This is a genomic window from Tianxiuia mixotrophica (assembly GCF_050596425.1).
Lineage (GTDB): Bacteria > Bacillota > Clostridia > Peptostreptococcales > Acidaminobacteraceae.
On the sequence record NZ_CP192292.1, the window covers coordinates 2807195 to 2820487 of the forward strand.

Here is a 13293-nt window from a genome sequence, read left to right on the forward strand (position 1 = left end):
AAATTTACACCCCCATGGCTTTCAGGATCTCGTTTGAGATTTCATTTAACGATACAACTCTGTCAACAACGCCTTCAGCAATCGCTGATTTCGGCATACCAAAGACTACACAACTTTCTTCGTCTTGAGCAATAATATGTGCTTTATTCACTTGTTTGATGTTTACTAGCCCTTTTGCCCCATCAGCGCCCATCCCTGTCATAATGACTCCAATGATATTCTGGGTGCCTAAATCACCTATGGAATACATCATGGCATCTACGGAAGGTCTATGTCCTGTTACTGGCGGGTCGTCTCCCAAGTTGATTCTATACCCACTTCTGTCCTGAATCACCCGAAGGTGATAATCGCCAGGTGCAATATAAACCCAACCAGGTTTTAATACATCATTATTCTCAGCTTCCTTAACATTAAGTTCTGACATACTGTTCATTCTGTCAGCCAGTGATTTTGTGAAACCTGCCGGCATATGCTGAACGACAACAACGCTGGCATCTAGGTTCCCAGGAAGCAGTGGTATCACTGATTGAAGCGCTCGTGGTCCTCCAGTGGATGTGCCTATGGCAATAATTTTTTTGACCTTGCCTGTGGACTCTACCTCTCGAGGAGTAATCTTTGTTTCAGCTGGCTTTTTCACTGGCGCTGGCTGCGGCGCAGGTCTTGGTCTTGCTTTCATACTCCGTAGCCTTGCCTTTCTTACTATTTTTATTTTCTCATGTAGTTTTTTCTTAACATCATCAGTATTAACCTTAAATATACTCGTTGGTTTTGTGATGAAATCAATAGCACCAAGCTCAAGGGATCTAATCGTTGCATCGGCCCCTTCCTTGGTCAAACTACTCAGCATCAAAACTGGTACTGGACACTCCTCCATAATCAGTTTTAAAGCATCCATGCCATCCATGACAGGCATTTCCACATCTAAGGTGACAACATCAGGATGGAGAGCCTTGACTTTTTCCACCGCCTCTTTGCCGTTTCTAGCTGTGTCAACAACTTCGAATGACGCCTCTTCATTAATAATGTCGGTGATGACTCGTCTCATAAATGCTGAGTCATCTACAACTAATACTCTAGTCTTCATCAAATCAGCCCTTTTTTGCGCATACTCCTCTGCTTTTTGAAAATGTAACTGATAATCTGAGAACGCACTTGGTCGTCCATCCCCTCAAACATAACGCCTATTTCATAGTTTTCATAAGTATCTAAAGTAGATTTGCATCTAACCACTTTACCTTTAAACTCAAGTTCAAGCTGATCGAGATATATAATGCCTTCTATTTTTTGACCAATCTCTATTTTGTGCTTGCTGAGTGCCCTGAATCCCCCGCCACTTAAATCTTTACCTGTCATCTCCAGGTAATCAATCTCAGGTTCATCATCAATTATAATATCAGGATTGTCCTTAAATTTCTCTTTAAGCGCTTCTCGTTTTTTCTTTTCTGCTTCAGTCTCTTCCTTTTGTTCGGGATCCTTCACTTGAATCTCTCCAATAAATGGAAGTCGAAAGTATTTTCGTCTTTGAGACTTCTTCACTTCACTGCTTTTTTTAAGCTGTATGACACTTACTTTTTCAAAGTCGGTACGCCCGCCGACCGTGGCATAAAATGTATAAATGCCTGAGGTGTCTCTCGTGAGCGTAACCAAAACCATTGACCCACTTTCAAGAGGATAGATTCTGCCCTGATAAATCGGCGCACTGATAAAGAACTCCATATTATCCTTAATGAGCTGGATGTTGGATTTTAACTTTATCACCGTATTATCTTTTGTCAGAACATCCACATCTAATGGATCTCCAGGTTCCATGATCTTATCAAATTCTAAGCTCACAGTAGCCCCTCCTGACTGTCTAAACACCCTAGATGATGACACACCTAAACATTTGTATCTATCAAAGTCATGTTAATTAGCTTTAAAAAGCTTTTCAATAAATCGTGTAAATCCACTGGATGATCCAGTGAATGTCTTATTATTCTCAATATTGTAAGCAATCAGTTCTACACCGCGACTGGCTAAACAGTTAGGATGCTCAAGTAAAAATGGCCTTTGTGATCTCACAGCTTTCTTCACATTGTTATCTTCATAAATATACCCCAAATTATCCAGTTCAACATTTAGGAATTTTTTTGCTGCTGAATTGAGCTTGAAAAACACATTTTGACCTTCTTTATTGCTATCAACTCTATTGACGACAACTTTAATATTCTTGTCTTCACTGGCAATGTTTTTTATGACAGCATATGCATCTGTTATAGATGTTGGATCTGGCGTAATCACCATAACCACATCTGATGCGGCTTCAATAAATGATATGACAGATCTGCTCAGGCCAGCGCCTGTGTCAATTAGGATATAATCAGAGTCATCATTTAAAAACTCTAAACTCTCTATAAGTCTAGCTATCTCTTCCGTATCCAGATTGACGAGATCCGTGACACCAGATCCTCCTGATATAACTCGGATGCCATTGGGTCCATCAAGAATAATATCCTTGATTTCTTTTTCATTTCTTATGACATGTGAAAGTGTGAACTTTGGAACGAGTCCTAGAACCACATCTATATTGGCAAGTCCTAAATCCGCATCAATAATTGACACGTTCTTGCCCAATCTGCTTAAAGCTATTGCAAGATTCACAGTAAAGTTTGTCTTGCCGACGCCACCTTTTCCACTCGAAACTGTTATTATTCTTGCATCGCGGACTGTAGGAGCTGAATCTTTACTAGCAGATCGTTGCAGCTTTGAGCTATATATAATTTCTCTTAATCTTTGTGCTTGATCCATTGCTATTCCCCCACAATGAAGTTAACGACTCTATCGACGTTAGCAATCTCAATATCGTCTGGAACACTTTGCCCAATTGCAAAATATGATAGTGGTTTGCCTGTATGCGCCCTGACATTTAGAATGTTCCCTAAAGAGCTTGCCTCATCCAGTTTTGTGAATAGCAATTTATAGTCTTTTAGGAACTCATACGAGTTCAAAATACTTACAATATCTTTATACCCCGTCGTTAAACTGATAACTAAAAATATCTCTGGATTTTTCAAGTGTTTCAGCAAGTTATCAAGATCATTTTTGAGTTCGTCACTTTTATGTGAACGACCAGCCGTATCCACAAGCACAAAGTCTTTGTCTTTATACTTTTTCAAGGCTTCCCGAATTTCTTCGGGTTCATAAATGACCGTTAGGGGGATTCCAAGTATTTCACTGTAGGTTTTAAGCTGCTCTACAGCTGCAATTCTAAATGTGTCCGCAGTGATCAGACCCACTGATCGATTTTCCACTAGGGATAGACGTGCTGCTAGTTTTGCCAAGGTAGTGGTTTTTCCCACACCAGTTGGTCCAACAAACATATATACACTTTGACGATCTGTGTTCTTTTCAATTGTATAGGGCTCACCGAGCATTTCCCTTACAACTGGACCTATTGATTCAATCGAGTCACTTTCTTCTTCCATATCTAATGATTTAAATATTGTCTCTATTGTATGCTCTGCCAATTCTTTGTCACGAAGCATGGCCTTAATTTCATCAGTCGCTTCAATGGCTATTGACCTTGTGATGGGCTCTTGGTGCCCTATCTCATTTGATTCAGGTGCAATTTTCACTTGATCATGTGTCTTTGAAAACGTAGCAATCTCATGATCGTTTGTCTTCTCAGAACTTTTCTCATCGAGCTTCTCCATGATTTGAAACACCATTTTTTTTAAGTTCGTCCACTTCACCACTTAAGTGGTCTTTAGGCTGGGTGTTAACATCTTCGACCGTTTCATTCACTTCAGCGGTCTGTTGGGCTTGCTGTTGGGTTTGCTGTTGGCTTTGTTGTGATATTTGTCGTATGGCTTCAAGAGCATCTTGCATATCCTTCTCTTGATTTTTTTTAACAACTGGTGTGAAATTATCAGGCTCATCAATTGCAGCCACGACTTCAACCAGTTTGCCTCCAAACCAACCCATAAGTCCCTTTTTCTTGATTTTCCTCGTATGAAGAATAACCGCATCGCGCCCCAACTCATTTTTCACACGAATCATTGCTTCAGAAAGATCATTCCCAATATACCTTTTGACTTTCATTAAACAGTCACCATCCCCGCAGATTGTACTTCAACATCCGGTTCCACTTCATTGTATGAGAGTACAATCAAGTCCGGAATTTGAGTTTCAGTTAGACGTTTAAAATAAAATCTCACTATCGGAGCCGTTAACACTATCGGCTGTTCCCCAAGCGATAGAAGATTTTGTATTTCAACAGCCAAATTATTCAGTAGCGACTGTGTTGTTACTGGATCAATCGATAAATAAGTGCCCATATCTGATTGCTGGATTGATTCCATCAAGGTGTTTTCCAGTCCCTGATCAAGTGTAACCACTCTTGCCCGTTTGGTCGGTATATACTGCGATGTCAGTTGACGGCTTAAAGCCTGTCTCACATACTCTGTGAGTATATTCACATCTTTTGTCGACCTGGAATGATCAGCCAAGGTTTCAAGGATTGTGTTTAAATCCCTTATAGAAACACCTTCTTGTAACAAGTTTGAAAGAACTTTTTGAACATCTCCAATAGCCATGAGCCCAGGTATGAGCTCATCCACCAAGGTGGAGTTGTTTTCTTTTACATTATCAATAAGTGACTTAACCTCTTGTCGACCGAGCAGTTCATGCGCATGTCGTTTTACAATTTCAGTTAAGTGTGTCGAAATAATCGACGATGGATCAACCACAGTAAAGCCTAACACTTCAGCTTTTTCACGTTCTTCAGCTGTAATCCATTTGGCCGGTAGACCAAATGCTGGCTCAACTGTATCAATACCAGAAACCGTGCCCTCTGCATTTCCAGGGTCCATGGCTAAATAGTGATCAAACATTATTTCGCCATAAGCCACTTCATTTCCTTTAATTTTAATGGAATAGGCGTTAGGTTCCAGCTGAATATTGTCACGAAGGCGAATCATTGGAACAACAACACCTAGTTCAAGGGCGATTTGTCTTCTAATCATGACCAATCTATCAAAGAGGTCTCCCCCTTGATTAGGGTCTGCTAGAGGAATAATACCATATCCAAACTCAAGTTCAATTGGATCAACTTGAAGAAGTGGAATGATATTCTCTGGCTTTCGAATGTCTTCAATTTCTGGTGCCTCTTCTGCTTCCACAGCTTCTTCTTCTGATAATGCTTTTTTCACTTCCCGTCTTAAACTAAATGCCAGATAAGATAAAAAAGCAGCTAGGAGAACCATTGGAACGGCTGGTAGAGGGGTTAAAAGACCCAAAGATGCCAGCACTGAAGCAACTATATATAGAATTTGAGGTTCTCTAAATAATTGATTGACCACATCATTACTTAAATTAGAATCTGATGCAGCTCTTGTAACTATAATACCTGTCGCAACAGAAATCATAAGGGCAGGAATCTGACCCACAAGGCCATCACCTACGGTTAAAAGTGTGTACTTCTCGAGAGCTTCTCCAAGGGAAAGGTTAAATCGAAAGGCCCCAATTGCAAAACCTGCCACAATATTTATGACCGTGATGATGATACCTGCGATGGCATCACCCTTAACGAACTTACTGGCACCATCCATGGCTCCGTAGAAATCGGCCTCTCTTTGGATGGTGGTTCTTCTTTCTCTTGCTTGTGCCTCTGAAATAGCACCTGAATTCAAGTCTGCATCTATAGCCATCTGTTTACCAGGCATGGCATCCAGTGTAAATCGGGCTGCAACTTCCGAAACTCTTTCGGCACCTTTTGTGATAACGAGAAACTGAATAACAATTATAATAACAAAGATTACAAAACCTACAATGGCGTCTCCGCCAATTACAAACTCGCCAAAGGCGTCAATAACACTGCCTGCTTCACCAATAGAAAGGATTTTTCTCGTTGTAGAAATATTCAACGAGAGTCTAAACAGTGTGGTTATGAGGAGTATAGATGGAAATACAGCAAACTCCAGAGGCTCAGATACAAACATTGAAATCAGCATGATCAACATAGCCAGTCCAATATTCATACTGAGAAAAAGATCCAGGAAACCAAGTGGTACTGGAATGATCATCAGCATAATGATGCCAATCATTAGAATGACAACGCTAATATCACTTAACTTCATTATGGCCTCCTTAAACGCTTTTCTTTAATTTATATACATATGCCAAGACTTCTGCCACAGCATGATAGAGTTCCTCAGGAATAAAGTCTCCTATTTCAACCTCTGCATACAGGGCTCGAGCCAATGGCTTGTTTTCAACAATTGGTATTTCATTTTCTTCAGCAACTTTTTTTATATTTTGTGCGATTAAGTTTTTCCCCTTAGCAAGAACTTTTGGTGCATCTGCTTTGTCGGGGTCATACTGTATGGCAATGGCAAAGTGGGTTGGATTGGTGATGATAACATCGGCCTTTGGAACCTCTTGCATCATACGTCCCATACTGATTTCTCTCTGCTTTTGCCTAATTTTCCCCTTAATTTTAGGGTCTCCCTCTGTCATTTTATACTCATCTTTAATTTCTTGCTTACTCATCATGAGGTCTTTTTCATTCTGCCATCTTTTATAAGCAAAATCCAAGACACCAATCACAAGTAAAACGATTACAGAGCGTATCATAACATTAAAAAGTATTTCCCACATGAGGGCTGCTATTTGGTAGACATTCATATCAAAGACCTTCATGATGTCCATTTGTCTACTGAGGACATAAGACCCCGTGATGTACATTAAAACACTTGCTTTTGATACAGATTTTGCTAGTTCCACAAGGGATCTTACAGAAAAAAGCCTTTTGAACCCATTGATGGGATTGATTTTGTCAAACTTAGGCATTAATGTTTTGGTTGTGAATAAGTTTCCCACTTGAAAGTAAGAAACCATAACACCAGTAACCAGGGCCAAGCTGAGAACCGGCATAATAATAAGCAGTATATTTTCAAACGTGTATCCAAGCAATTTAAGTGCATAAGACGCTTCAGACAATTGATCTGCCTCTTCCATGGCACTGGAAACAATTCTGGTAAGACCTAGAAGTCTTTGAATTAAGTACTCTTTCATCAAATCAAGACCAAAGAAAACAGTCAATAAAGAAATGGCTGATGCCAAGTCTTTACTTTGAACGACCTGGCCCTTGTTTCTTGCCTCTCGCTTCTTCTTACTGGTTGGTTTCTCAGTTTTCTCTCCACCAAAATGCTGAAGATTTACCGCTATTAAATTTTTATGAAGAACATAATTTTGGCTAGCATTTCCCAAATCCATCCATACACCTCAGTCAATGCATCCACATAACTCGATAGTAAGACAACAAAAAGGAAAAATCCAATGCTGACTTTAAATGGCAAGCCAAGTAGAAAAACATTCATGCCCGGCATGGCTTTGGCTAATAGTCCGAGCAACATATTTCCAATGAACACCGTTATAATAAATGGTGCTGCAAGTTTAAATCCCAATATAAATGCTTCTTGCATTAGGTCTGTCAATTGAAGGGAAACAAACAAGTTGATAAACCCACTGCCAACTGGTGCCACTTCATAAGACCGGGCTATAACCCGAATCAATTGATGATGACCATCAATGACAAAGAAAAGAATCATCGCAAGCACATAGAGTAAATTGGCTGATACAGCCAATTGTTCTGTCCCGATAGGATTCACAACACTCACCATTGCAAATCCAGTGTTTCTATCAATAAAAGTACCTGCTAGATATATGCAACTCAGGGCTATTTGCATAACGGCCCCAAGCATAAGGCCAATTATGAACTCAATAATAATTAAGTAAGCCATCTCAAGCAGGGTTGTTATACCTTCAACATATGATAGATCCACGATAGGGAGCATGACATAACTTGTGAAAAATATCAATCCTATCTTTGCCTGTGCAGGAATATTCCGACTGCTAAATACAGGTATAATGGAAAACATGCCTGACATTCTGGAAATCATCAGAATGAGTCCCACCAACAAGGAGGTTAATATCATCTAATCCCCCCATTATTTCAGTATGATCTTATCTATGTAACCAAAGATAGTCATAGTCATTGACATAAGATTTTGCAGTAGCCAGGGGCCTGCTGCCATTAGCACTAAGAAAACAGCCAGTATTTTTGGAACAAACGCCAGGGTTTGTTCCTGTATTTGCGTTGTAGCCTGAAAGACTGCCACTATCAGCCCTACCGTCAATGCAGACAGTAGCATTGGGGCCGCTAGTAATAGAATTGTCTTTAGGGCTAATGTAAAAATATCCACTACCATGCCTTGATCCACATTGCACCTCCATTAACGTATCGACAGTATTATTTTTTCTACGATTAAGTTCCAACCATCGACCATAATAAAGAGTAATATTTTAAATGGCATAGATATCATAACGGGCGGAAGCATCATCATCCCCAGAGCCATCAAGGTACTGGCAACAATCATATCTATAACGATAAATGGTATAAAAATTAAAAAACCAACTTCAAAACCTGTCTTAAGCTCACTGATAATAAAAGCTGGTATAAGTGCAGATGTCGGGATCTCAGAATAGTTTGAAATATCATCTATATCCGCAAGATCAACAAATAGTTTCAAGTCCTTGGACCTGACTTGTCTAAGCATAAACTCACGGATAGGTTCTAGGGCGTTGTCTATTGCCACTTCTTGATTGATCTCCCCTGCAACAAGTGGATCGTATGCATTTGTTTTAACTTCACTTAGTACCGGTGACATAATGAAGAAGGTAAGAAAAAGCGCAAGCCCTATTAAAACCTGATTGGGTGGGGTTGTTTGAGTTGCCAGCGCCCGTCGTACAAATGAAAAGATGATGATGATTCTAGTAAAACATGTCATCATCAAAAGAATAGAAGGTGCAATGGCTATTACTGTGAAAAAGAGTAGTATTTGAACCGTGGTCGCCGACTCATTACCTGACTGAGGCTGTCCAAATTCCACATTGACTGATGGAATGGTAATATCATCAGCAAAACTTGGAACATCAAGACTCGCCATGGCTAAGAGCACAAAAACGACAACAAGGGCACATGAAATCATTCGCGTGCCTTTCCTATAATTTAACCTCACCAAGCCCCTATTCATCATCTGTTTCATCCTGTTCCCTATCTTTTTTTGGCATCCATTTTGAGAATACATCATTGAAATTGACTTGTGATTGTGTCATATCAAAATCAAGATCGCTTCTTTTGTCTAGTAAGGTGGTGCCATTTTTGTCGATACATAGTATGTAATACGTTCCCTTGACCTCAACAATCGTAATAGACCGATCGAGACCCATGGGCATTTTTTCCACAATACGCATATGCTTACTGAACAAATTTTTCTGACCAGCATTTGTTGCACGACGTATGATAAAGTACACTAAAAACAAGACCAGAAAAAACAAGGCAGAATTAATAATTGAACCCGTGGTTAAATTATCAATTGCACTATCTGGTCCAGCTTTTAAAAGCGTATAAAGTGGAAAGGAAACTTGCTTCATTTTGCAACGTCCCCTTCCACGAATTAACCTAAGACTTTCTTAACAGCTTCAATAACACGATCCGCCTGGAAAGGCTTTACGATAAAGTCTCTTGCGCCAGCTTGAATCGATTCAATAACCATAGCTTGCTGACCCATTGCAGAACACATAACAATTTTAGCATTTGGATCAATCTTTTTAATCTCTTTAACAGCTTGAATACCATCTACTTCTGGCATTGTAATATCCATAATAACCAGGTCTGGATTCAATTCTTTATACTTTTCAATAGCTTTCTGCCCATTCTCAGCTTCACCAAGAACCGTATACCCATTTTTTGTTAATACATCCTTAACCATCATACGCATAAATGCAGCATCATCAACAACTAATATTCCTTGAGACATATAAAATCCTCCTTAAAATTGCTAAGCATTATTGATTCTTTTTTCAGGTACAATGATGTCCGTAATTCGAACACCGTAGTTTTCATCGACAACGACAACTTCCCCTTTTGCTATCTTTCTGCCGTTTGCCAAAATGTCCAATGACTCACCCACAAGTCTATCTAGTTCAATCACTGTGCCTATACCAAATTCAAGTATTTCGCTTATTTTTTTTGAAGTTCGGCCCAGTTCAACAGTAATTTCTAGTGGAACGTCTTTAATCAGACCTATGTCTGATGCAAAGCTTTGACCAGCTGCGGAACCATCAAAATTTTCGTACTGAAACGGTTGTGCATTAACCGGATTGACGTGTTGTCTTGGTGGTGCCTGCTGATACATAGGTTGTTGCGGCGGCTCAGCATAGGCTGGCTGCTGCGGTTGCTGTGGCGTTGCTTGCGGTGGCGCTTGTGGCGCCGACTGCTGTGGTGCCATAGCTGGTGCTTCTTGTGCAGGTGGCGGAGTCTGCTGTGTTGGCATTTCCGGTTCTGCAACATCTTGAGGTGTACTTGACTCTAGTAAACTTGTCACAAGCTGCTTAGCAACATCCACTGGAAGTATCTGCATGATTTCACTGTCAATTAAATCCCCAACAGTCATCTTAAATGCAGTTTTTACTAATGGTTCGTTTACATCAATGCCAAATGAACTAATATCAATGTTTGATATTGCCTCATATATAGCCTCCGGTGGAGAAATATCCACCTTGGTTGCTAACATTTCTGATAGTGATGTGGAAGCAGATCCAATCATTTGGTTCATAGCTTCCCCGATTGCTGACAAGTGTAAGTCTGTTAACTCTTCTGGTACATTTGTACCATCTCCACCCATCATTAAATCAGTTATTATTTTTACATCACTTTCTCGAAGGATTAAAAGATTCAATCCCTCTATACCTATTTTATACTTAATATGGATCATGACAAGCGGATCTTCAAAATCTTTTGAGAGTTCCGCCATATTTGTCTCAGAAACACGTGGTGTTGTAATGGTTACTTTTTGGCCAAGCAGTGTGAAAAGAGTCGTTGCCGCCGTTCCCATACTTATATTTCCTACTTCACCCAGTGCATCCTTTTCATCATCAGTAAGATGCGTTACACCTGCATCAGCGGAAGATGAATCATCCGAGTCTCCACCCGTTAGTAAAGCATCTATTTCTTCTTGGGAAAGCATATCAGCCATCTACTTCATCTCCTTCCATTAGAGATTTTGTTATTTTGACAGCAACCTTGTTCTTTTTAGAACCCGGTCTACCGTAAAACTGCAAGTCTTTTTCTACATAAACTTCGAAATCTTCTTCTGTTTTCTTATCGAGCATTACGATATCACCCGTTTGAAGGCCAATGAGTTCTAAGACTGTGATGCTTGTTTTCCCCACCACCGTACGAATATCGACTTCACTAGACCCAACATTGTAATGAAGAGCATCTCTTTCATCGTCTGTACTATCTTTTCTCTGACTCTTTGAGAACCAAAGTTTGGAACTTAGATTTGGCAGTATTGGTTCTATTACAAAGTGAGGTATACAGACATTTATCATGCCTTCAACCTCCCCGACTTTTACACTAAATGTTACGAGTGCAATAGACTCAGCCGGTGAAACAATCTGGGCAAACTGTGAGTTCGTTTCAATGGCTTCAAGTTTTGGCCTGAGTTCAATAATATTCCCCCAAGGTTCTCGAAGTAAGTTTATGAATTTTATAAGGACCGTTTTAAGCAGCGTCATCTCAATCTCTGTAAGAGCCCTATGCTCCTTATGCACACTGGCACCGGCACCGCCTAAGACACGTTCGATCATTGCAAATGCAATATCTGTCGATAAATCAATAATGATCTGTCCATCAAGAGGTGCGAAGTCTACAATGCCAAGTATTGCTGGATTTGAAATAGAATTGCTGAATTCATTATAAATCAAACTCTGAACGGATAAAACCTCAATTTCAATAAAAGTACGTAAATAACCTGAAAGAAAGTTATTAAGGAGCCTAGAGAAGTTCTCATGAATAATCTCCAGGGTTCTCAACTGATCTTTTGCAAACTTATCCGGCCGAGAAAAATCGTATTTTCTTACCTTTTTCTCATGGGTTACTTCTTCAATCTCTTTTACATTAACCTCACCGGTACTAAGGGCGGACAGGAGTTCGTCAATTTCATTTTGCGACAATACATCTGACATTTACCTCACCTCCTTTATTCTAATCATATTATATTAGCCCTGAATGATAAACTGAAGGAAATAAACATTGGTAATGGTTTCAGCATCTGTTTCCAAAACTTCAATAATCATCTCTTTAATTTCCTCTCGAGTCCGTTCTTGAAAACTCGGACTTTGAGTTTGTTCATAGGTTTTTCTTCTGAAAATCTCATACACATTGTTAACGATTTTTGTTTTATTAGTTGTTAGGGATTCTAAAATTGTTTCATCTGTGTATTCGACAACCATGTTGAACTTTAGTATTTTGCTTTCATCCGCTAAGTTGGTATAAAGTTCTCCGACTTCATACTCTGCGTATACAACCGGTTCGGGCTCATCTGAACCACTCGACATAACAAAGAAAACCCCTCCTCCAACGATCGCCAAAAGTACAACCGCTGCCACTATTATAATCACTGTCTTATTCATTGTGTACTCTCCTCTGTATTGTTATCGAGCCCAGGGATTCTCGACTCAAAAAAACGACTCAAGATGACAATATCAACGCGACGGTTTTTGGCTCTGCCTTCTGGTGTTGCATTGTCTGCAATTGGATAATATTCTCCGTATCCAGAAGCCGAAAGTCTATCTGGAGCAATTTCTGCATCATTGATGAAGAATTTTATGACATTTGTAGAACGTGTGGTTGAAAGTTCCCAATTGGAAGGAAACCTCAATGTATTAATTGGAATGTTATCCGTATGTCCCTCAACTCTAACAGCTCTATCTGCAAATTCTTCATTTTTGAGAAGTTCTCCTATAAAGAGCAGAATTTCTTCAGAACTTTTTTTGAGATTCGCACTGCCTGAATCAAATAGGGCGTTATCCTTGAATCGAATTATTAACCCGCGAGAATCAAATTCAACAGACACCTCTGATTCAATTTCTTTTATTTCAATATACTCTTCAATAGTCTCTTTGAGTATTTCTAAATTGTCTTCGACCTGTTGTGTTGTCTCAGTGATATTGGACTCAGGCAAGGCCTCAAATATTAAATCATTTTGGTTGAGCGTGACCCCGCCGGATAATATGCCCGCAGACCCTTGAAAGGACTGCATAACCTGTTCAAATTTTTGTGCATCGATGTTTGAAAACGCAAAGAGCATTACAAAGAATGCCATAAGAAGCGTTACCATATCACCATATGTAGTCATCCATTCCGGTGCGCCGGATTTGCATTCAGGACATTTCTTTTCAGCCATA

General features: G+C 39.8%; 16 protein-coding genes. All 16 read right to left on the bottom strand.

All coding sequences use genetic code 11. The annotated features are described in order from the left end of the window. Positions 1-4 precede the first annotated feature (4 nt). Positions 5-1084: a protein-glutamate methylesterase/protein-glutamine glutaminase gene (locus tag ACQ4KW_RS12270; protein WP_430882771.1), complete on the bottom strand. Its 1080-nt coding sequence runs from the start codon at positions 1082-1084 to the stop codon at positions 5-7. Beyond that, entirely contained in the window at positions 1084-1833 is a 750-nt protein-coding gene (locus ACQ4KW_RS12275; protein WP_430882772.1) for a flagellar brake protein, read from the bottom strand. Before ACQ4KW_RS12275 ends, ACQ4KW_RS12270 begins: the two co-directional genes overlap by 1 nt. 72 nt (positions 1834-1905) lie before the next feature. After that, the gene (locus ACQ4KW_RS12280) at positions 1906-2787 is read right to left on the bottom strand and encodes a MinD/ParA family protein (protein ID WP_430882773.1); all 882 of its coding nucleotides are present in this window, start codon (positions 2785-2787) and stop codon (positions 1906-1908) included. A gap of 2 nt (positions 2788-2789) precedes the next feature. Further along, complete coding sequence (locus tag ACQ4KW_RS12285) at positions 2790-3692, bottom strand: AAA family ATPase (RefSeq protein WP_430882774.1); 903 nt, start codon at positions 3690-3692, stop codon at positions 2790-2792. Next, the gene (locus ACQ4KW_RS12290; RefSeq protein ID WP_430882775.1) at positions 3676-4080 is read right to left on the bottom strand and encodes a hypothetical protein; all 405 of its coding nucleotides are present in this window, start codon (positions 4078-4080) and stop codon (positions 3676-3678) included. The genes ACQ4KW_RS12285 and ACQ4KW_RS12290 overlap by 17 nt, the downstream gene beginning before the upstream one ends. Beyond that, the gene (gene flhA, locus ACQ4KW_RS12295) at positions 4080-6116 is read right to left on the bottom strand and encodes a flagellar biosynthesis protein FlhA (protein WP_430882776.1); all 2037 of its coding nucleotides are present in this window, start codon (positions 6114-6116) and stop codon (positions 4080-4082) included. Before flhA ends, ACQ4KW_RS12290 begins: the two co-directional genes overlap by 1 nt. 10 nt (positions 6117-6126) lie before the next feature. Further along, positions 6127-7254, bottom strand: coding sequence for a flagellar biosynthesis protein FlhB (gene flhB / locus ACQ4KW_RS12300; protein WP_430882777.1), 1128 nt, complete (start codon positions 7252-7254; stop codon positions 6127-6129). Then, positions 7206-7976: a flagellar biosynthetic protein FliR gene (gene fliR / locus ACQ4KW_RS12305; RefSeq protein ID WP_430882778.1), complete on the bottom strand. Its 771-nt coding sequence runs from the start codon at positions 7974-7976 to the stop codon at positions 7206-7208. Before fliR ends, flhB begins: the two co-directional genes overlap by 49 nt. Positions 7977-7988: 12 nt before the next feature. Then, positions 7989-8261, bottom strand: coding sequence for a flagellar biosynthesis protein FliQ (gene fliQ / locus ACQ4KW_RS12310; protein WP_430882779.1), 273 nt, complete (start codon positions 8259-8261; stop codon positions 7989-7991). A 12-nt stretch (positions 8262-8273) separates the two neighbouring features. Further along, on the bottom strand, positions 8274-9077 hold the full coding sequence (fliP, locus tag ACQ4KW_RS12315; protein ID WP_430882780.1) for a flagellar type III secretion system pore protein FliP: 804 nt from the start codon (positions 9075-9077) through the stop codon (positions 8274-8276). Continuing rightward, positions 9067-9474, bottom strand: coding sequence for a flagellar biosynthetic protein FliO (locus ACQ4KW_RS12320; protein ID WP_430882781.1), 408 nt, complete (start codon positions 9472-9474; stop codon positions 9067-9069). The genes fliP and ACQ4KW_RS12320 overlap by 11 nt, the downstream gene beginning before the upstream one ends. 23 nt (positions 9475-9497) lie before the next feature. After that, the gene (locus ACQ4KW_RS12325; protein ID WP_430882782.1) at positions 9498-9860 is read right to left on the bottom strand and encodes a response regulator; all 363 of its coding nucleotides are present in this window, start codon (positions 9858-9860) and stop codon (positions 9498-9500) included. Between the two features lie 21 nt (positions 9861-9881). Next, entirely contained in the window at positions 9882-11078 is a 1197-nt protein-coding gene (gene fliY / locus ACQ4KW_RS12330; RefSeq protein WP_430882783.1) for a flagellar motor switch phosphatase FliY, read from the bottom strand. Continuing rightward, the gene (fliM, locus tag ACQ4KW_RS12335; protein WP_430882784.1) at positions 11071-12072 is read right to left on the bottom strand and encodes a flagellar motor switch protein FliM; all 1002 of its coding nucleotides are present in this window, start codon (positions 12070-12072) and stop codon (positions 11071-11073) included. Before fliM ends, fliY begins: the two co-directional genes overlap by 8 nt. A 33-nt stretch (positions 12073-12105) precedes the next feature. Next, positions 12106-12519 carry a flagellar basal body-associated FliL family protein gene (locus ACQ4KW_RS12340; protein ID WP_430882785.1) on the bottom strand — a complete coding sequence of 138 codons (414 nt, stop codon included), beginning with the start codon at positions 12517-12519 and terminating at the stop codon, positions 12106-12108. After that, positions 12516-13292, bottom strand: coding sequence for a flagellar motor protein MotB (locus ACQ4KW_RS12345; RefSeq protein ID WP_430882786.1), 777 nt, complete (start codon positions 13290-13292; stop codon positions 12516-12518). Before ACQ4KW_RS12345 ends, ACQ4KW_RS12340 begins: the two co-directional genes overlap by 4 nt. Between the last annotated feature and the right edge of the window lies 1 nt (position 13293).